Source organism: Collinsella vaginalis (genome assembly GCF_900176655.1).
Taxonomy (GTDB): Bacteria; Actinomycetota; Coriobacteriia; order Coriobacteriales; family Coriobacteriaceae; genus Collinsella; species Collinsella vaginalis.
Window position 1 is genome coordinate 183,881 of record NZ_LT838842.1, and the last position, 19,131, is coordinate 203,011.

Consider the following 19,131-nt stretch of genomic DNA (forward strand, 5'->3'; position numbering starts at 1 on the left):
CCAACGTCTCATTGCCTCTCGAAGACGACGCTGCCGTCTGCGCCAAGCGCATCGGAGCGGATCAGCTGGTCGCCAACCTGGACGCTGTCCGTCAGCGCCTTGATGACGAACTCGGCCCCCGGCTGGAAGGGATCCTCCCGGAAACTCGCCACCACCGCATCGTCAGTGCGGTAGACAAACGTCGCATCGGTGGCAAACAGGTGCCATTCGGCGCTCTTCGCGTCCCAATCCCTCAGCTCCCTGCCCGCTTTCCTCGCCCAGGCGACCGCCCCGTCAACGGTGAGTTGAATGAGTTCCTCCCTGCTCAGCCCCAGGGCGTCTGTCGCGGGGATCTCCTTGCCGGTCCTCAGGTTGTAGTAGCGGCCGTAAACATAGGTGGGGGCCGTGCTGCCACCGTAGCTGCTGCGATGCTCGATGCGGACGTAGGCAACATCCCCTGAGATGGAAACGGTCCTGTCGAAACGGTGCACCGTCTGCTCGATCGAGCCGTCACTTGGGTGGGCCGTGTCGTAGGTCATGCCCTCCTGGCACTCGAGAGCCTGCTCATAGTCGCTCTTGATCTGGGCATTCAAGCTCTCAAGTTCCGGAGATGTCGAGCCGCCTACAACCTCGAACTGCGGATACGCCCAGTCTGTCTCGAACTGGGCCGTATCATTTGGGCCACCGTTGCCATATACCGTGACGGCATGGCGCTCGACCACGTCTGCAGCCTGATAGGCGGCCGCCGAGGTTTGATCCGAACCTCCTTGAGCCCGCTCTTTGATCGTGGCGATCGTCTCCTGGGTCATGGCCACGGTCTCCTCAACCGAGTAGTCCCGACCATCGGCGGTGTTGGCGATGGACTCGTACCAACGCCCCATATCCTTCGGGCCGGCAATCGAGTAGAACGCCGACACCTGCGGCTCGTCGAGCGCCCGCATGTACTCCTCGGACGTTGCCTCCGCGCCGTTCACGGTCTGGCTCGACGTCCCCTTGATCATGTTGTTCCTGCTCTCGATCGACCAGATGGGGGCGAAGGCGCCGTCTTTATAGCGGTAGCAGGTGTTCCAGCTCACCTCATCACCGGCCTCCTCGCCTCCCCCGTATACCGTCGTCATCATGACGGGCTGGTCATCCAGGGAGACCACCTCGAACCCCGTCAAGATATCCTGACCGTGGTAGAACGACTGATCTTCGTTGTAGACCAACTTGAGCTCATCATCTTGAACAGCCCAGACCTCAAACGCGTACGAGTTGACGTCGAGCGGCAGGACCTTGCCATCTGTGCGGTAGCCGAGGATCAGCTCTTCAAGACCGTCTCCGTCGAAATCCCTCAGGTACGCGAAGATGAGTCCGGTTCCGATCTGCTCATCTTGGGTATTGCCCTGCCCGAAGCCCGGCTCACCGTACCGCGCAATATACTCATTTACTTTATCGAGGTAGAGTTTGTATGCCTCCTGTCTGGGATCAGCGGTCTTCACCGGAGCGGCCACGCTCACCTGGCCGCTCTCAGGCTCATTCATCGTGACGCTCTCCGGGGCCTCCCGGTTGTCTTCACCGTAGTCCACGGCAAACGAGGGCGTGTCCTTGGTCAGCGTGACGACGCTGTCGCCCTCGCCCACCTGAATGGTGCCCTCGTCTTCGGTGGCATCTTCCTGCGCCCCTGCGGAGGTGTCCGCGATGTAGCAGATATGGCGCCCGTTGGGAATAGCCGCGTTGATCTGCTCGAACGAGAAGCCCTCGGTTGTGGAGACAGGCATGTGGTACGGCGTGGTATCCACCGCGTAAGCCCGCGTATCATCACCGGCAGACGGCTCGCCCACGCGCACCACTATGACGGTGTATGAGCTGAGGGGCTCGTTCTGTTTATTCCTGGGAATGATGCGCGTGGCTTTGGATAGAGGCACGTCTGCTTCCTGACCGAACGCAGCGGTCACATTCCGCATGCCAGTGAACCAAATAACGCCGACGATGGCCGCCGTGACGACGGCGACAGCCGCCAGGGCGCCTGCCGCAATGAGAACGTGCTTCTTTTTGAGCTTCGAACCACCCGCCGACGGAGACGGGGCCGACGTGGCGGGAGGCGCTGGCCAGGACGACGTGCCTGATGGAGCGGCCGCCCAACCTTTTGCCACGGTCCCCTCCACGGGGAGCGTCGACGGTGCGTCATCGGTCTTACTTGACCCGCCTGACGATTCGGCTCCCGTTTGGGCCCCCGCAGCAGGGCCGTCCACCGGCGCGCCGCACGTGACGCAGAATTTTGCATCTTCAGGCAGCTTGCTGCCACACGTCGTGCAATACATCACAGCCCCCCACCTGCCTCAAGACGGGACATATGCCCCCCTTGAGGCCGCTCTCCTCCAACAAATTGAAACAACATGTAGAGTTTCGCATACTGCTGCAACAGGAGGGTTGATCAATTGTCAGGGATCTGATGGACGATGGCCGGCCGATGCATTCGGCGGGACATTCGCCCCGCACTGCCAGCGCACTGAGCTACATCTCACTCCTTGATGCGCACCTGAATGCAGCAAAAGTCTTCTTGATGCTCTTCGTCATACGAGCAGGTGTCGAGCAAGCAGAAGTCAAAGAGATCGCCTTCGGGTTCGAACCGATGCTCTGAGAGCCACGACATCAACTTTTGGCTCCCCATACCATCATAGGGCATCCCGCGATAGCTCAGACATACGTAGATACCAGCCGGCAACTCCACGACATCATCGAGCTCTTCTTCGTTCACCTCGTCAGGCACCACCACAAAGGTCCGGCCCCCGCTGAGAGGCTTGCCCGAACGCACTCCCTCCAACGTGAGCATCGTGCCGAACCCTGAGACAGGGGCGATTCGCTCTCCTCCCCGCAGTTTTCTCATACTTCTCACAAGGGTTGGATGCAATACGGAGCGATCGACCACCTCGCGCTCCCCAAACGGCTCGGTCACCACGCGCCTCCGCTCATACGTTCGAAGCGTCGGCCTCCCCTCGCTTGCCAGCCAGTCATCAATTTTTTGCTGAAACGAAATTCGCTGGTCAATGAGGGCGCGTCGCTTTGTGAGCTCCTCGATCTGTATATCCACCTGCTGACGCTGCTCGCTGAGGTAATAAACTAGCTGGTCGGTCCGCTTGAGGTCGATGATCTCCGCGATCCTCTTCAGCTCGATTCCCAAGTCTTTGAGCAGGCAGATCAAGCGGAGCGTTGGAATCTGCGTAGGGAGATATAGACGGGCTCCCGACTCGCTCACGCGGGCTGGACGAAAGAGCCCCATGTTGTCGTAATAGATAAGCGTTGGGCGGGAAAGGCCAAAGAGGCTCGCCATCTTACCGACAGAATAGTACGCAGACATCGCGTCCCCCTCAGGTGCGTCCTCCATGTGCGAACCTCCCCTGTGAACGCATGCCCATGCGGCTACCTGGGCCCGTTGAAACATGCAGCGGACCCAGGTGTAAGTGTAGCGCTAGCCGAGCAGCGGCAGGATAAAGGAGGTGAACAGCCAGCTCAACGGCATGATGATGACCATCGCGGGCAACATGTTTGCGATAGGGAAGCTCTTGATCCCACAGATGCGCAAGTCCGTGCACAGCATGAGAATGCCACCGCAGGCACGGAGATCCCCCATCATGGTCTCATTCGTGAGCGGCAGGATATAGCCCGCGAGCAGGAAAAGCGCCATCAAGACCACAAGCTGCGGCACGCCAATAAGCGGCGTCATGAATCCAAGGTCTGCGGCGAATATAGCCGCCGTGAAGAAGTCCAGGATCGCCTTGGAGACCAGAATTGACTGGTCTCCCGTAAGACCGGATTGCAGGGCACCGAAGATGCCCGTACCAAATGCGCAGAACAGCACCACTGCTGCGATATAGCGATCCATCCATTCATCCTCGGAAAGGTCACCCGAAGGATCGGACTTCACAAGCGCGGCGACAGGCCCCTGCAGTTTGCGCGCCACCCCTGAGATGCCAGACTCAAGATGCACGAGATGGCCGACGGCCGTTCCAACGATCGCCGCAAGCATGAGCGCAGGGAGGGTCTGGAGCTTGACGATGTAGGAGATGCCCATCGTCATGGAGCAGGCTCCGAAAATGAGGTTGAGCGTGGCACGCAGATCACGCGGAAGCTTCGGTCCGAGAAGGCCGCCGAAATACCACCGAGTACGACGGCTGAGACGTTGATGATCACACCAGAAGGAGAAAGGCCATAGATGGTTCGCCCTCTCATTCAATGATTCGTTCAATATAGGCCGTGCCCGCACGCCCTACGCGGACACGGCCTGAAGCAGGATCTAGTCCGTGAACCCAGGGACCCAGCGCGCAGCATCAACATCCATGAACTTGCAGCGCTGGAAGCGATCTTTCTGATCAAAGGGCACGGTGCAGTCAAAGATGGTCTTGCACGCGATGCCGTGGTCCCGGATGGACGGATCACAGGTGGGGTCGTTCGACGGATCGAGAGGGTGGCAGCGCACCCCAGGAATCGTGATGACGTCCGCATCACCCTGGAAACGGGTGTTCATGGCCCAGATCACATCGTTGAGATCGAACGGGTCAACATCCTCATCAACGAGGAATACGTGCTTGAGCTCGGGAAACGCCGAGAATGCAAGGAGCGCGGCCTGGCGCTGGCGGCCTTCATCGGAGGGGATGCTCTTCTTAAACTGGAGCACGGCCATGTACTTTCCGCCACCGGGCGTCGCGGCGTAGACATTGAGCAGTCGACCGGGCATCGCGCGCTCGACCATGGAGATGATGGAAGCCTCGGTGGGGATGCCCGCCATGGAGACATGCTCCTCGGAGGGGCCGATCACGGTCTGCATGATCGGATTCTTGCGCGTAGTGACAGCCTTGACCTTGATGATGGGGACCTCAGGCTTGGCGGCGCCAGTGTAACCGGGGAACTCGGGCATGGCCTTGCCCGTATTCGTGTTGATATCCTCACGGATACGCTTACCGGGCAGCAGCTCGCCCTCAATCACGTACTCGGCGTTTGCAATGCAATGCTCATCGATGGTGAGGCATGGAGCAAGCTTGACCGCCTCTCCGCGAATAGCGCCAGCGACCTGCAGCTCATCGTAGCCCAGCGGCGTGGTGGGCGGCTCGAAGCAAGCGCCGATCTCGATGGCCGGATCGACACCGATGGAAATCGAGATGGGAAGGGGCTTGCCGGCCTTCTCCGCCTTCTCGCGGAACACGTTGAGGTGACGCGCGCCAGGAACGAAATACATCGAGATCTCGTCGGCGCTCTGCAGGCAGAGACGATGGATCGTCACATCGTGCTCGCCGGTCTCAGGGTCGTGCGCATAGCACATGCCCATGGTGATGTAGGGGCCGGCATCCTCCTCCGTGTTCGTCGGAGCGGGAACGAGTTTACGGATATCGAAGCCCGGCTCGTCGGAGCGGTGCACAACCTCCTGGCAGGGAACCTGCTCGCCTTCGGCAACGAGCTCAGCGGGAAGCGGGTGCTCCACCGCCTCATTCAGCAGGAAACCAAGGCGACGGGGGCTGCAGCCGAGCAGATGGCCCACGCGCTCACGACTCGCGAGGAGCCCAATGATGACGCGAGCGTCCTCGTGGCCGGCAACGTTGTTGAAGATCATCGCCGGCCCCTCTTTGGTGGGACGGGCAACGGTTCCACCGGCGCCGATATGCCGATAGACGCCGGAGAGCTCCGCGTGGGGATTCACCTCAACATCCGTCTCGATGAGCTGACCCGGCAGGGTCTTCAGAAGCTCGATGGCGCTCCGAAGATCGCGCACGCTGTTTGGCATGGTTCCTCCAATCGCACTGGCCGGTTCTGGATGAGCCGAACCTTGCATTTGAGTGTGAGACGTGAAGTCGCTGCACGTTCAAGAGGAAGCTTGCGGAGAACCGTTCGCCGACGGCGAGCGGTTGCAGCGCCGCTCGAAAGATGGTGGGCGCACGCTACACCGCCTCGCACGCAACCGACTCGATTGCGGCGCGGATCCCAGGATCTCGCAGTGCGGCCGCCGTCCAAGGAGCCAGGGGTTCAGGCACACCCTGCAGGTAAGCGTCAACCTCCGTCAGGCGAATGCGGCGCAGCTCCGACACCTCTTCAGAATTCACGTCGAGCGACGCCCCACTGCGAATGCGACCCACAAGGGCCGCGCACCACTCGTGCTCAGCATGGCCGTCCCCATGGTCCTCGCGGTACACGATATGCCCGGCTGCCTTGAGAGAAACGTCGGCAGCCGCAAGCCCGGTCTCCTCGGTAAGCCGACGCACGGCTGTCGTCTCGATACCCTCCCCCGGGCGGGGATGCCCGGAACATGAGTCGGCAAGAACCCCTCCCCACAGGCGCTTAGCCGTGCTGCGCCTGCAAAGAAGCAGGTGCGCATCCTCACCAGCGCCCTCTACAAGGAAAACCATAAATGCCTGATGCAGTATGCCAAGACCCGTGTGCGCACTATCACGGGAGAGAGTGCCTGTCTCCACTCCATCCTTTGTGACCGCGACGACCTCCTCGTCATCCTCCCAAGTCGCGCGCCGTATCTGCTCCACGTGCGCGATAAGGGCATCGATGAGCTCGTTTGTCGTCTCCATGAATGTCTGTATATCGGCATCCGTGGCCGAATCCACATGAAACCCCGTACTCACGGCGGCTGGCATCTTAAACCGGGTGGCCAGGGCGGCGGCGATGTCGTGCGCCGGGATCTCGTCGCGATGGCACGGGACCGCGAGGATGCTCACGGTCGCCGTGCGCCCTGGCTCGGGCCGTGGGATGGCCTGCGCCGTAGCCCCTAAGTGCGCGTGATCAGGGGAGCACGCTGTCACCGTAATACCGCGCGGAGTCACGGTGAGCACCGCCTCGAGCCTGAAACGGCCTGATCCCGCCGTCACCGTCGCTGTATGCATCTTCGACATGCCCTACCGCCCTTCCACTCAGACCACACTGCGTAGCCCGGGAGACCGCGCGCCCTATTCCGCGCCCTCCCAGGCTCTAAAATGCCGGGGCTCGAGGCCAAACTGGCGGAGGATCTTGCCGACCACATGCCAGATCTGGTCCTCGATGGTAACGGGGCCGTTATAAAACGTCAGCATCGGCGGCATTATGATGCAACCATATTCAGCAGCACTGTTCAGATTTCGCAGGTGCACGCGGCCGAGCGGCATCTCACGTGGGGAGAGTACCACGCGACGACCTTCCTTGAGGCAGACGTCGGCAGCGCGGGCGATAAGGTTGTCCGTGTACCCAGTGGCGATCGCAGAGAGGGTCTTCATCGAGCATGGGAAAACGATCATGCCGTCTGTCTGGTATGAACCGCTCGAGACATCCGCCGCAAGGTTGTGGGAATCGTACACCACGTCCGCGCAGTCGAGGAGCTCTTGGAATGGAATATCGCACTCAAGCTCCCATGTGCGCCGCGCCCCATCGCTCACAATTAGATGGGTCTCAACGTCATCGTACTCGGCGAGGGCCCGCAAGAGGTACAGCGCCATCTGCACGCCCGTCGCCCCGGTCACCCCGACGATGATGCGACGCGTATCCATATCCGTCCTCCTTTGAAAGGTGGTACTACACGTAACCTTTCACGTAAGTGTGAAGCGTATAGTCGCTGTACGAGCAAGTCCTGAAAACCCGCCGTCCGGCCAAGAGGCAAACTGCCGGCGTCAACCTACCTGCATCGTATCTATAGCAAACCGATGAGCATCCAATAGGGGACCATAACGCCAACTGTGATCACGAATACGATCAGCGTCAATGGTATTCCGAAGCGCACGGTCTCCTTTTGCGTGTAACCCCCTGTGTCTTCACTGGCGCCAACGAGGATGTTCAGATGCTGGAAGGGGAACAGGTAGTGCACGGCGATCGCCATGTAGCAGATAAATGTCGGCACGATGGGCGGCAGTCCCATCGGAGCTGTGAAGGCCAGAATCGCCGGCACGGCAACACCCATGACCGCGATTACGCTTCCGAGCACCATATGAAGCACAATCGAGATCACCGTGATGAACGCTGCGAGCACAAAGATGTTATCCGGGGCCACGGGAGGAAACAGCGTTTCCGAGATCCAAGCATTCATACCCGTCGCTCCCCCAACAACACCGATTGCAATGGCAGCGGTCAGGAAGATCAGCACCTGCATGGGCACTGCAGACCAATCGGGGGCACGCACGACCTCCCCGATGAGGGGCATGGCCATGAGCATACCGATGATCAATGTGATCCAACCTATATCGATCCCATGAATAGAGTCAGTAAGCCACAGCACGATAGCGAGAGCGATCCAAAACACTGTTCGACGTTCTACACCGCTCATGCGCCCGAGCCCCTCGAGTTTTGAACTGATCTCGTCCTTGTTAATCGATATCTCTTGCTGCGGGCGGAAAAGGACCAAGAATAGCCCGCAGGTTAAAATGCCCGATATAAGCGCAGGTGGGCCCATGTACACGAACCAGTCAAGGAAAGAGACCTCGGCCCCAGAGTTGGCCACAGCAAGAGGGTTGATCACAGAGTCGCCGGTCAGGAAGACGAGCGAAAGAGGCACAGAGGCAGCAAACACCGCGAAGCCAATTTTGACCGCGTCGGAAGTCTCCACACCTGAACTTTTTATGATGATCGACATGATTGACATGATCAAAAACGCCCGAGGCCACGGATGAGGAATCAAGAGCGACATGATGAGCGTCAGGACGAAGATGCCAACGACAACGCTTCGATAATCACGTACAAATCTGAGCATATAGGTATAGGCAATTCGTTCGCCCAAGCCCGAGGTCTTCACTGCGTTTGCTATCAGATATGCTCCCACCACGAGCCACATGGTCGATCCAGTCCAAGACTTGAAAACCACTGCGGGCTCGGCGACATTCCAAATCACCATCAGGGCGAGCATCACCCCTGAGATAAAACCGGCCTGTGCAACCTGGCAGGCCCAGAAGATGACCGTCATAACCGTCAATGCCAGGCACTTCCTACCCTCGATGCTCAGGCCATCTAGGGGTAAAAACCAGATTAGAGCAGCCGCAGCGATTCCCACCACAAGACCGACAACGCGTTTGTTAAGAAGAGCTTTCGCATTCTCCATGGTTCTCCTTCCCAAAAAGATGGCGGGCCCGCTGCCGCAAAGCGCAGAGGCCCGCCTACCGTCAGCTAGGACTCAAGCGGTGGTACAGGTGGAATGACCTGCAGCCGCTCGATATTTTCGGCTGTGAGCTTAAAGACCTCGTCAATATGAGGCTGCTCGGTCGAACGCCAGGAATAGAAGCAGCGATCGCATTGATAAACCTCCCAAGCGCCCTCGATCGGCGAGGTGGCGATGGTTTCTATCTGATCGTGATCACAACGCGGGCATTTCATATGTACTCCCCTCGGGTTCAGGCCATCAGACCTGCGATGATCTTTGTGTATTCCTCAGTCTTCACTGGGTCTCGCAGCAGCTCAACGGAACGTGTATTCGGCTCTGGATCAACTGGGGTGGTGGCGTCGATGATGAGCTTCGCGGTCATGCCGGGCACCTCTTCAGAAGGATTGAGCGGCATGCCAGCACAGTTAGGAACCACCTTGACGTCTTTATCGGGCCGAACCCGTGTAGAAAGCGCCCACATAACTTGGTTGAGGTCAAAGGGGTCGACCACGTCATCAACGAGAATCACATTGTGGCAATAGGGCATGCCATGCGGGGTCGAGAGCAAGCGGAACGCTGCGCCTGTTGCCTGGCCGCCGTAGCGCGGCTTAATTGAAATGATCTCAGTGAAGCCATGCGTATACATCGCATTCACGGCGACTATCTCAGGAAAATCGGGCTGGAGCTGCTTGAAGATCGGCACCGAGGTGTTCAAGGCCATAAGGTAGTCGATCTCCGACCAAGGCATACCGAGATAAAGGTTTTCAAAGATCGGGTTCGTGCGGTAGGTGACATGTGTGATCTTGGCCTCGCACTGCGATCGGGCGCCGGAATATGAGCCGGGGAATTCCCCAAAGGGACCTTCGCAGGTGCGAACGCGCGGCATGATATAGCCCTCAAGCACAACCTCGGCACCTGCAGGGACATAAAGATGGTCATAGAGGTCGGACTTGACGATCTCGGTGGGCACCCCATCGTTAAGGGCGCCTACGAATTCGTACTCGTTCTGCGCGTACCCAATGGGAGTCGAGGCCATGAAGGTTACCAACGGAGCATTTCCAAGCGTGACGCAGATGGGGAACGGCTCGTTATGCTTCTCCGCCTCTGCAAGCTGCTTGGCGATGTCGTGCATAGCCAAGCACTGCATCCCAATACGATCGCGACCCTTAACTTGGATGCGGTAGGTGCCGACATTCAGTTTGTCAAAGTTCCCTGGATCGGACGGATCCCCGGTGATGATAGAGGCCTTCGAAAGGAACATGCCGCCGTCTTGGTCGTTGATACGATAAAGAGGCAGGAGATCAAAAAGGTTCACATCTCCATCGATCACGTTCTCCTTGCATGGCGCCTCAGTGCGATCGAGCACACGCGGTTTTACGGGGAACTTGTCCCAACGTCGGTTCAATTCAAAAAACTGCTCTTTCGTGCTTGCAGTCTTTGGCATTCCCATCATAAGCGCATGGTTTGCCCAGGAACCGTGAACGTTCGTCACAACTCTCTGACCCGCGGGATATCCCAAAATGTGATCGAACATAACTGCGGGCCCATTTGGCATGCGGCTCGCTGCGCGACCTGCGGAGCCGATATCAGGCTCAGGCATCACCTCGTCGGTAATATGAACCAGCTGCCCCTCCTCCTCTAGCACCTCGAGAAATGTTCGGAGATCTTGATAGACCCTGGTCATGAAAGCTCCTTTCCCCAGGACTGCCCTATTGGCTATTCAAATATCTAGGTAAAAACACAATGATGAAACGCGTTCTTGGAACAACGTTTTGCCGAATTGGAATAAGCACATGGCTTAGATGATGATTATTCCAAAATGGAAAGATACGGCTCTCAAATTGATATGCGATACCAGATCTTACTGGTAGCGTCTTATATTGGCATCATGCCAAGGCAGGAGGTGCGCATTGGATATTAGAAAGCTCGAGGCCTTCCTCACCGTCGTTGCAACGGGAAAGATCATCGATGCAGCGGAGAAGCTCTTCATCTCCCAGTCATCACTATCAAAGCAGATGTCTCAACTTGAGCGTGAGCTCGACACGAAACTGTTCAAGAAGACGCGCAACGGCGTCGAACTCACCCAGGCGGGTTTTGACTTCTACACGTATGCCAGCCGCGCAGTCTCTGACTACCGCACCGCCACCGCCCGACTTCAGATGTATCGGGAGGAGGATAAGTACCCTCTTATTGTGGGGTCATTGCCGCTTACCGATGAATACGGGCTCTCTGATTCCTTCAGCTCGTTTTGGGCGCGCAATCCATCTGTGCAAATCGAGTACATCGAGCGGAGTCAGGAAAACCTCGAGGATAAGCTCAGACGCCACCGGATCGATCTCGCTCTCTTGCGCCTTGATCTGATAGGGAGTGAGTTCCTCACCGCTCCGATCGTGACCGATGAATTAATCGTAATCTGTTCCGGACGCAACCCGCTGAGCATCGAGCGTACGATTGATCTAAAGTCTTTGCGAAATGAACAGTTCATCATGCTTGAGGAAAAATCAGATGTAACGCAGATTTTTCGGCGTGCCTGCGAGGCGGAAGGGTTTTTCCCGAACACCCCCCTACACCACTCCCGTCATCGAATGCTCCTCAAAGCGGTGCGAAACAATATGGGAGTGACTGTTTTGCCTCGGCGCCTCCTGGCGTCCGCACCTACCGGCGATCTCATCGGAATCCCCTTTAAGCATCCTTTGCGCTCTACCTTAGGCCTTGCCTGGCTTGCGGAAAAACCAATAACCGCAGTTGAGCGCACATTCATTGATTTCGTTATAGAGGACTCTCGCGCCCACGGACTGAGAGCCGATGGGCCCCCGTCGTCATAATTGATACGATCAAACGCTCACTGGAGCCCGTTGGGCGTCACGCTTGGGTGTCCCCGCTCGCCCAGCTGCGATCTTGCTGCGATGGATAAGGATGAAGCAGGAAGCGGCTCGGTTAGACCGTGAGAGAAGCGTCCTTCTTTACAACGATGGGCCGGCATCACAGGGCACCAGCCCACCAAATCTGCATGTAAATCCCCTTGTTATTTCGCTGTGCCGCGCCCAGACTTCTTCGCCGTCGTCTTCTTCGTCGCGCCTTTCTTCGCCGCCGTCTTGCGGGCACCCGGCTTCCGAGCCGCGCCTCGACCGCGGGCCGGCTTCTTCTCCTTGCCCGGGCAGTCCATATTCACGCAGATCCGCCAGGGACCGCGCGCGGTCTCGACGATCACCTCGGGCGAGCCGCAGTGCTCGCAGACCTCCCCGGTTGCGGAGAGCTTCCCGCGCGCCGGCAGCGGATAGCTCACGCCGCACTCGTCATAGTTCGTGCAGCGGATGAACCGCTTGCCCGAGCGCTCGGACTTGTGCGCGATCAGATCGCCATGGCGGCCGGCCTCGGCGCAGACACGGCACTCCCCCACCTTGAGATCGGGCTCGTAGTTGGTGGGGCACTTCGGGTTCACGCACTGCTCGTAGGCCTTCTGGCGGAACGGCTGGCACTTGATACGGGGCGCGCCGCACTCCGGGCACACGCCAGCCTCGCCCTCAAGCGGGCTCACCTTCACACCCGACGGCACCGGATAGGTCACGTCGCAGTCCGGCCAGCCCATGCAGCCGATGAAGCTCCCGCGCGTCTTCGCGCTCGTCTTCATGACCAGGTCCCGGCCGCACTTGGGGCAGGTGCCCACCTTGGCATCGGCCGTCACCGCATCGGAGATGGCCTCGCCGAGATCGTCCTTATGCTCGATGAGCTCGTCGAGCATCCCGGCGAGCAGGGCCCGGGAGTGGTCCACCACATGGGTTTGGGTGTCGTGGCCCTCGGCCACCGACGTCATGTCGCGATCGAGCTCGGCGGTCATCTCGGGCGTGGTCACGCGCGGTGCGTACTCGGAGAGGGCGTCCACGATCGCCATGCCGAGCTGACTCGGCTCAATGGGGTCGTTCTTCAGGTAGCGCACTTGGTAGAGCCGCTCAATGATGCTCGCACGCGTCGACTTCGTGCCGAGGCCGCGCTTCTCCATCTCCTGCACAAGGCGGCCCTGGGAGTAGCGCGCCGGCGGTTCGGTCTGCTTCGCTTCGAGCGCGATATCGCGCACGGAGACGGCATCGCCCTCAGAGAGCGCCGGCAGCTGCTCGTCGCGCTTGAGCCCGTACGGGTAGGCCTCGCGGAAGCCGGCCTCTTTGAGCACGTCTCCTGAAGCGGCGAAGGGCTCACCCGCAACGTCGAGCGTCACCTTGGTGTTCTCGATGGTCGCAGGCCCCATGAGGGTGGCGAGGAAGCGGCGCGCGATGAGGTTGTAGAGCTTCCGCTGCCCGCCGTCGAGGCTCTCGGGGTTGCCCTGGCCCGTAGGGTGGATCGGCGGGTGGTCGGTGGTCTCGGTCTTGCCGCGCGTGGGCTTGAGCGGCCCGGCGAGCACCTTCTTGCAGACGGGAGCGAGCGCGGGATTCGCTGCGGCGAGGCCGCTCACGATACCGGCGATGTCGAGGGAGCGCGGATAGACGGTGTTGTCGACGCGCGGATATGAGATGAGGCCGCTCATGTAGAGGCTCTCAGCGATGCGCATCGTGCGCGCCGGGCTGATGCCCTCGGCCGCGGCGGCCGCCTGCAGCGAGGTCGTGTTGAACGGCGTCGGCGGCGCCTGTTTGCGCGAACGCTTGGCAACTGTCGTCACCGTCGCGCTCGTGGCGCCGTCAACGTGGGAGAAAGCGGTCTCGGCTGCCGTCTTGTCCGTGAACCGGGCCGTGGCGTGCGCGATCTTGAACTCCTGACCACTGTGCTCGGCCATGCCGCGGATCTGCCAATAGTCCTCGGGGACGAAGGCCATACGCTCGCGCTCGCGCTCCACCACCAGGGCGAGTGTAGGCGTCTGCACGCGCCCGGCGGAACGCACGTTGCCGAAGCCGCCGAATTTGGCGAGCGTGAGGTAGCGTGTGAGCACTGCACCCCAGATGAGGTCAATGTACTGGCGGCTCTCACCGGCATCGGCGAGGTCTTGGTCGAGTTCGACAAGGTTCGCGAAGGCCTCCGTGACCTCGCCCTTGATGAGTGCGGAGTACCGGGCGCGCGAGACCGGCACACTCGGCGCCACCTCGCGGATCTGGGAGAGCGCATCGGAGCCGATGAGCTCGCCTTCACGGTCGAAGTCCGTGGCGATGATGACCGAATCGGCCTTCTTCGCCAGGTTCTTGAGGACGCGGATGATCTCCTTCTCCGCCGGGTTCTTCACAATCGGCGCCCAGGTGAGGTATGGAAGGCTCTCGACCTTCCACCCCTTGATGTTGATGCCGTCCGCGAGGAAGGGGCGGCGCTTGGTGTCGTATGGCGGGCGGGCGAGGCCGTCAGGCACATCGGCCGGGAGGATCTCGCCGTCCTCGGTGACGCCGTACCAGCCGTTCTTCTTGTCGAAATGGATCTCATCAGGGAAATCGGGGGCCAGGATGTGACCGGCGAGCCCCATCGAGACCCACTCCTCTCCTGCCACCTTGAACCGGTAGACCTGCGTGTTGTAAACCTTATCGGTCTTGGGCGCACCCGCCTCGGCGAGCAGCTGCGCGATCTTCTGGGCCGCTATGTTCTTCTCTGCGACGACGAGCTTCAAAGGGAGGCTCCTTACCTGCGTGTACGGAGGGGCGACGCTCTGGCACCGGGGCAACAGTGGAGCCGCCGGCAAGAAAGCGTCACTGAAACACCAAGTATACACGGCGCGTCAAGCCCCGAAATTGTATGCCCCGTATATGCCCCGATTTCCGACCGCCGCGCACCCGAGTTTTACCGATGTGGCGATTCTGAGGCCTCAGGGCCACAAAACCCGACGCTCCGCTCGACCTACGAACTCAGCGCTGGGGAGGTGACTCGTTGCTACATGCCTCACGCGCGACGCTCAGCGATACGCGCCGCAAGCCAAGCCACCCAGTCGTCCATGCCAGTCCCGCGCGTGGCGCTCACCTGAAAACGCGGGGCCTCGGGGTTCAGGTCATCAAGCGTGGCCGAGAAGCCCTCGAGATCGAAATCGAAGGCGGGGGCCACGTCGATCTTGTTGAGCAGGATGGCACCCGCATGCTGGAAGATCCCCGGGTATTTGAGAGGCTTATCGTCCCCCTCGGGCACGGACAGGATCATCACGGACAGGTCCTCGCCCAGGTCGAAGTCGACCGGGCAGACAAGGTTGCCCACGTTCTCAATGAAGATGACGTCGATGGTGTCGAGGCCCACACCCGCATCGAGCGCGTCAACGGCCTCGCGGATCATGTTCCCCTCGAGATGGCAGAGGCCGCCGGTGTTGATCTGGATAGCCGGCATCCCGGCCTCCTTCATGGTGATTGCATCGACGTCGGACGCGATGTCCCCCTCGATGACAGCGCACGACAGGCCATGCACGTCCCGCAAGCGTTCATTGATCGCGAGGATCGTGGAGGTCTTCCCTGACCCCGGGCTCGACAGCACGTTCACGACGAACGTGCCCGAGCTGGCGAACCGCTCACGCAGCTCCTGTGCAAGGCGCTCGTTGCGCGAGAGGATCGGACTCGCGATATCGATCTTCTTCTCCGCCATGATGTGACTCCTCACTCCCCCGTCGACCCGATGGGCCTACGACCCGGTCTAGGGGGTCTCGATCTCCATGGAGACGATGTCCAGCTCGCGACCGCTGAGGGTGAGCGTCTGCCCGCTGCCGCAAACGGGGCAGCGCAGGTGAAACCGGTCGTGATCGAACTCATTCCCGCAGCTCACACAGGCGCTCCGCGGATGGACCTCCTCGACGATGAGCTCGGCCTCAGCGGTGAGCGGATCATCCTCGCGCAGGGCCTCCCATGCGAAGTCGAGCGATTCACGCACGACCTCGCGCATGTCTCCGATGCGCAGCGTCACAGACACGATCTTGGTCGCGCCCGAGGCGCGCGCCGTCTCACTCGCGGTGCGGAGCACCCCGTCCACGATGCCTACCTCGTGCACGCCTTACGCATCCCCTTCGTCTTCGTCGTCATCGGAGAGGAAGGTGAGGCGGCTCTTGGTGAGCCCGGCCTTTCCCTCGCGGGCGACGACCACGAAGCGCGTGACCGCAAGCGAGATCTCGTAAAGCGAGAGCATGGCCGCGTACATGAAGATCAAGGTGACCGGGCTCGCATCAGGGGTGATGGACGCCGAGACCACGAGCATGATCACGTAGATGTAGCGCCATGCCGCGCGGAAGCTCGCATACGGAACGATATGGAAGACCGCAAGGTAGAACACGATCAGTGGCAGCTCGAAGGCAACGCCGAAGCCGATCATCAGCAGAATCTCAATGTTGATGTAATCCTGCAGCTCGGGCAGGGCCGCGGCGATGCTCTCCGTCTCTGAGATGAGCCATTCGAAGCCGGCCGGCACGATGATGAAGTAGCAGAAGACCATGCCGAGGAAGAAGAGGCCCGTGGCGGCGAGCACCGTGGGAACCACCCATTTGCGCTCGTTGGGCTTCAGAGCCGGCAGGAAGAACGCGAGGATCTGCCAGATGATCATCGGCGTGCTCATGACGATCGCGACCTTGAGCGCGATGCCGAACTTGATGGCGAAGCCGCCGAGCGAGGTCGTGATCACGAAGTCGCGCCCCTTCAGGAAGGGCTCGATGGGATCGGTGAGCACATCCACGATGGTGGGTGCGGCGAAGTACATGACGATGGTGGCGGCGAGCACCGACACCACGACGATCGTGAGGCGACGGCGAAGTTCTCCGAGATGGTCGAAGAGCGGCATGCGCGCGGGTCCGATGGGCATCAACGCTCACCCCCTTCCGCGGGAGCGTCTTCCGAGGCAGGCGCCTCCGGAGTCGCGACAGGCTCAACGGAGCCGGAGTCCTCCTCGCTGGCGCCCCCCGACGGGGCGGCTGACGCATCGGTCGCGGTCGGCGAGACGGGGGTCTCAGAACCGGACGCCGCCGGGCGCTTGCGGGGACGGCGTGCATAGAGATCGGCGGTCGTGCGCACCGCGGGCTCGGTTTCAGGCTCGGGTTCAACCTGCTCGGCAGCGGGCTCGGGCGTGTCGGCGCCCTCAGGGGCCGGCGTTCCCTCAGCTGCAGCGCCCTCCCCTGCGGCAGCCTCGCGCTCGGCCTTCTCAGCGGCCAGGCGCGCACGGCGCTCGGCGAAGGTCTCCTTGCGCTGCGGCCCTTGCGTGTCTTCGGCGTCGGCATCCTCGTCGGTTTCCTTCGAGGCCGCCTTCTTGGGCTTCGACGGATTCTCAACCGCTGCGGCCATGGGGTCTATGACCTCCGACTGGACCATCGAGGTCATCCGCTCCTGCGTCTCCCTGAACTGACGGAGCGCCCGGCCGATAGTGCGCCCCATCTGGGGCAGCTTATCGGGCCCAAACAGGAGGAAGCCGAAGACCAGGATGATCATCAGCTCCGTGGAACCTATACCAAACACATGGACCTCCACGAGCCATTGTATGCGGGCCCGCACGAGCGAGCCCGGGAGTGTGTACGCATTCGATCGAGTATAACCCCGATGCGACGCGTCCCGGCACTCCGGAACGAAGAGCTTATGCGGCGCTGATGCCAATCTCCTGGTCAACACCGAGCAGCTGCGCGACACGCAGGACGTTGGGCTGGGCGTTCGTCACGCCGAAAGCCTTCTTGTGGTCGGCCGCGTGGTGGGCGGCTCCCACCAGGACGCCGATACCAGTGGAATCAATGTAGCTCACCTGGGAGAAGTCGAACTCGACCCGGTCGGTCGGCTGCTCCAGGGCGAGGTCAATGGCGTCGCGGACCTTTCCGGCGTTGGAGATGTCGATCTCCCCCGAGATCGCGATGACATAGGTCTCGGGAGAGGGGTTCGTGGTGATGCTCAGCTCCATGCTCTGCTCCTTCAGAATCGGTGCCTCTATTAGCTTCCCAATGCGTCAAGACGCTGCTGTGCGTAGGTCTTGACCTGGTAGGTGTTGTCAGGGTCGGCCTCTATGGCGCGCTCGTAGGCAGCCCGGGCGTCATCGGTGCGCCCCGCCCCCTCGTAGAACATGCCCAGATTGGCCCACGCGGGGCCAAAGGAGCCATCCTCCTGGGTGAAGGTCTCGAGCTCCTGGATCGCGCGGGTGACGTCCCCGGTGTAATAGATCGAGATCGCCCGGTCGACGATCACCGACTTGGACGAGGGGTTCTTGTCGAGATACTCATTATACGAGTCGATCGCCTTGCTGAAGAGCTCGCGCGCATGTGCCCGCTGCTCATCGGTGGTTGCCGCGCCCATGGCGGCGGCCCCCCAGTCGAAGTAGCCGTTCGCCAGGTTCAGAAGGGCGGCGGGGTTGGACGGGTCTGCCTCGTACTGTGCCTTGAGCTGCTGCTCGGTAACGGAGAAGGAGGCGTCCACATCGGTGGAGGACTCGCTCCCGCTCGCCGTTCCCGAGGTGGCGCCGGCTGCCGTGGTGGCGGAGGCGGCAGATGAGCTGCCCGATGGCATTGCGGCGCGGGGCGTGAGCGCCCCGGAGAGAACGACGATGAGGAGAACCACGGCGACGGCGAGCACGCCCAGGACGAGCGCCACCTGCATGCGCCTGGTCTGATTGCGATTGAACGCCATCTGCCCTCCTACTGCGCGGAGGAGCCGGAGCCCGCCACGCTGGCGGTCCCGTCCTCGTTGACGTTCAGCTCGGGGTGGCCCTCGGGAAGCTGGGTTGACGACGTGGTGCTCGTAGCGGTCTGCGCGCCCTGGCTCAACTCGGCGAGCGTGGCCGAGGTGCCTAGAAGGTAGCCGATGACGATGCCGAGGATGAGGGCGATGGCCGCGATGGCGAGAACCATCCAGAACGGCGGCGCCTGACGGACCGGGCGGTCCGAGGGCTCCGGAGCGGCCTTGGGTGCGTCGGCCGAGGGCCCCTCACCTTTGCCGCGACGGCGGCCACGGGCGGCAGCCTGCTCGGCGGGGGGCTCCTCCCGACCGGCGGCGGCCTCCATCAGCTCCTGCTCGTCATCGAAGAACTCGTCGGACATGCCCAGCTTCCCATCATCATCTCGTGTATGCGCGCTATTGTAACGTCCCATGCGGACACGCGTCACCCGAGGCCCTCGTTTGCATGAAAGGGACAACGCCGGCGCGACGCGGGCGCTGGGTGAATCCGCGGGCGGGTGT

At 61.0% G+C, this 19,131-nt stretch carries 18 protein-coding genes and 1 pseudogene; 1 reads left to right on the plus strand and 18 read right to left on the minus strand.

Annotation, left to right across the window (positions count from 1 at the left end):
* Nucleotides 1–8: 8 nt before the first annotated feature.
* The 10 genes and pseudogenes from CAP13_RS00755 to CAP13_RS00795 form a co-directional block, all read right to left on the minus strand.
* Nucleotides 9–1,739: a hypothetical protein gene (locus CAP13_RS00755; RefSeq protein ID WP_245798846.1), complete on the minus strand. Its 1,731-nt coding sequence runs from the start codon at nucleotides 1,737–1,739 to the stop codon at nucleotides 9–11.
* Between the two features lie 477 nt (nucleotides 1,740–2,216).
* Nucleotides 2,217–2,282 (minus strand): annotated as a pseudogene (locus CAP13_RS10440) (zinc-ribbon domain-containing protein); the annotation flags it as partial.
* A gap of 200 nt (nucleotides 2,283–2,482) precedes the next feature.
* Complete coding sequence (locus CAP13_RS00760; RefSeq protein ID WP_179184864.1) at nucleotides 2,483–3,346, minus strand: MerR family transcriptional regulator; 864 nt, start codon at nucleotides 3,344–3,346, stop codon at nucleotides 2,483–2,485.
* A gap of 84 nt (nucleotides 3,347–3,430) precedes the next feature.
* The gene (locus CAP13_RS00765) at nucleotides 3,431–4,225 is read right to left on the minus strand and encodes a DUF554 domain-containing protein (protein WP_245798847.1); all 795 of its coding nucleotides are present in this window, start codon (nucleotides 4,223–4,225) and stop codon (nucleotides 3,431–3,433) included.
* Nucleotides 4,226–4,255: 30 nt separating this feature from the next.
* On the minus strand, nucleotides 4,256–5,737 hold the full coding sequence (locus tag CAP13_RS00770; protein ID WP_085829776.1) for a UbiD family decarboxylase: 1,482 nt from the start codon (nucleotides 5,735–5,737) through the stop codon (nucleotides 4,256–4,258).
* Between the two features lie 154 nt (nucleotides 5,738–5,891).
* Nucleotides 5,892–6,851, minus strand: coding sequence for a prenylated flavin chaperone LpdD (locus CAP13_RS00775; RefSeq protein WP_085829777.1), 960 nt, complete (start codon nucleotides 6,849–6,851; stop codon nucleotides 5,892–5,894).
* 54 nt (nucleotides 6,852–6,905) lie between these two features.
* Nucleotides 6,906–7,478 (minus strand): UbiX family flavin prenyltransferase, encoded by a 573-nt coding sequence (locus CAP13_RS00780; protein ID WP_085829778.1) that lies wholly within the window; start codon nucleotides 7,476–7,478, stop codon nucleotides 6,906–6,908.
* A gap of 140 nt (nucleotides 7,479–7,618) precedes the next feature.
* Nucleotides 7,619–9,016: an SLC13 family permease gene (locus CAP13_RS00785; RefSeq protein ID WP_085829779.1), complete on the minus strand. Its 1,398-nt coding sequence runs from the start codon at nucleotides 9,014–9,016 to the stop codon at nucleotides 7,619–7,621.
* A 65-nt stretch (nucleotides 9,017–9,081) separates the two neighbouring features.
* Nucleotides 9,082–9,288, minus strand: a complete 207-nt coding sequence (locus CAP13_RS00790; protein WP_085829780.1) for a non-oxidative hydroxyarylic acid decarboxylases subunit D — start codon at nucleotides 9,286–9,288, stop codon at nucleotides 9,082–9,084.
* 17 nt (nucleotides 9,289–9,305) lie between these two features.
* Nucleotides 9,306–10,739: a non-oxidative hydroxyarylic acid decarboxylases subunit C gene (locus CAP13_RS00795; protein ID WP_085829781.1), complete on the minus strand. Its 1,434-nt coding sequence runs from the start codon at nucleotides 10,737–10,739 to the stop codon at nucleotides 9,306–9,308.
* Nucleotides 10,740–10,965: 226 nt separating this feature from the next.
* Here CAP13_RS00795 and CAP13_RS00800 point away from each other — a divergent pair, with 226 nt between their 5' ends.
* Complete coding sequence (locus CAP13_RS00800) at nucleotides 10,966–11,880, plus strand: LysR family transcriptional regulator (protein ID WP_143764857.1); 915 nt, start codon at nucleotides 10,966–10,968, stop codon at nucleotides 11,878–11,880.
* A gap of 200 nt (nucleotides 11,881–12,080) precedes the next feature.
* Here the strand turns inward: CAP13_RS00800 and CAP13_RS00805 are convergent, their stop codons facing one another.
* The 8 genes from CAP13_RS00805 to CAP13_RS00840 form a co-directional block, all read right to left on the minus strand.
* Nucleotides 12,081–14,633 carry a DNA topoisomerase I gene (locus CAP13_RS00805; protein WP_085829783.1) on the minus strand — a complete coding sequence of 851 codons (2,553 nt, stop codon included), beginning with the start codon at nucleotides 14,631–14,633 and terminating at the stop codon, nucleotides 12,081–12,083.
* A 269-nt stretch (nucleotides 14,634–14,902) separates the two neighbouring features.
* A complete protein-coding gene (gene hypB / locus CAP13_RS00810; protein WP_085829784.1) occupies nucleotides 14,903–15,586 on the minus strand; it encodes a hydrogenase nickel incorporation protein HypB in 684 nt (227 codons plus the stop codon).
* Nucleotides 15,587–15,634: 48 nt separating this feature from the next.
* The gene (locus CAP13_RS00815) at nucleotides 15,635–15,985 is read right to left on the minus strand and encodes a hydrogenase maturation nickel metallochaperone HypA/HybF (RefSeq protein WP_085829785.1); all 351 of its coding nucleotides are present in this window, start codon (nucleotides 15,983–15,985) and stop codon (nucleotides 15,635–15,637) included.
* Between the two features lie 3 nt (nucleotides 15,986–15,988).
* Complete coding sequence (tatC, locus tag CAP13_RS00820; RefSeq protein ID WP_179184866.1) at nucleotides 15,989–16,786, minus strand: twin-arginine translocase subunit TatC; 798 nt, start codon at nucleotides 16,784–16,786, stop codon at nucleotides 15,989–15,991.
* Nucleotides 16,786–17,433: a Sec-independent protein translocase subunit TatA/TatB gene (locus CAP13_RS00825; protein ID WP_085829786.1), complete on the minus strand. Its 648-nt coding sequence runs from the start codon at nucleotides 17,431–17,433 to the stop codon at nucleotides 16,786–16,788. Before CAP13_RS00825 ends, tatC begins: the two co-directional genes overlap by 1 nt.
* A 115-nt stretch (nucleotides 17,434–17,548) precedes the next feature.
* Nucleotides 17,549–17,863 (minus strand): STAS domain-containing protein, encoded by a 315-nt coding sequence (locus CAP13_RS00830; protein WP_085829787.1) that lies wholly within the window; start codon nucleotides 17,861–17,863, stop codon nucleotides 17,549–17,551.
* 29 nt (nucleotides 17,864–17,892) lie between these two features.
* Complete coding sequence (locus CAP13_RS00835; protein ID WP_085829788.1) at nucleotides 17,893–18,582, minus strand: tetratricopeptide repeat protein; 690 nt, start codon at nucleotides 18,580–18,582, stop codon at nucleotides 17,893–17,895.
* A gap of 8 nt (nucleotides 18,583–18,590) precedes the next feature.
* A complete protein-coding gene (locus CAP13_RS00840) occupies nucleotides 18,591–18,992 on the minus strand; it encodes a hypothetical protein (RefSeq protein ID WP_085829789.1) in 402 nt (133 codons plus the stop codon).
* Nucleotides 18,993–19,131 lie beyond the last annotated feature (139 nt).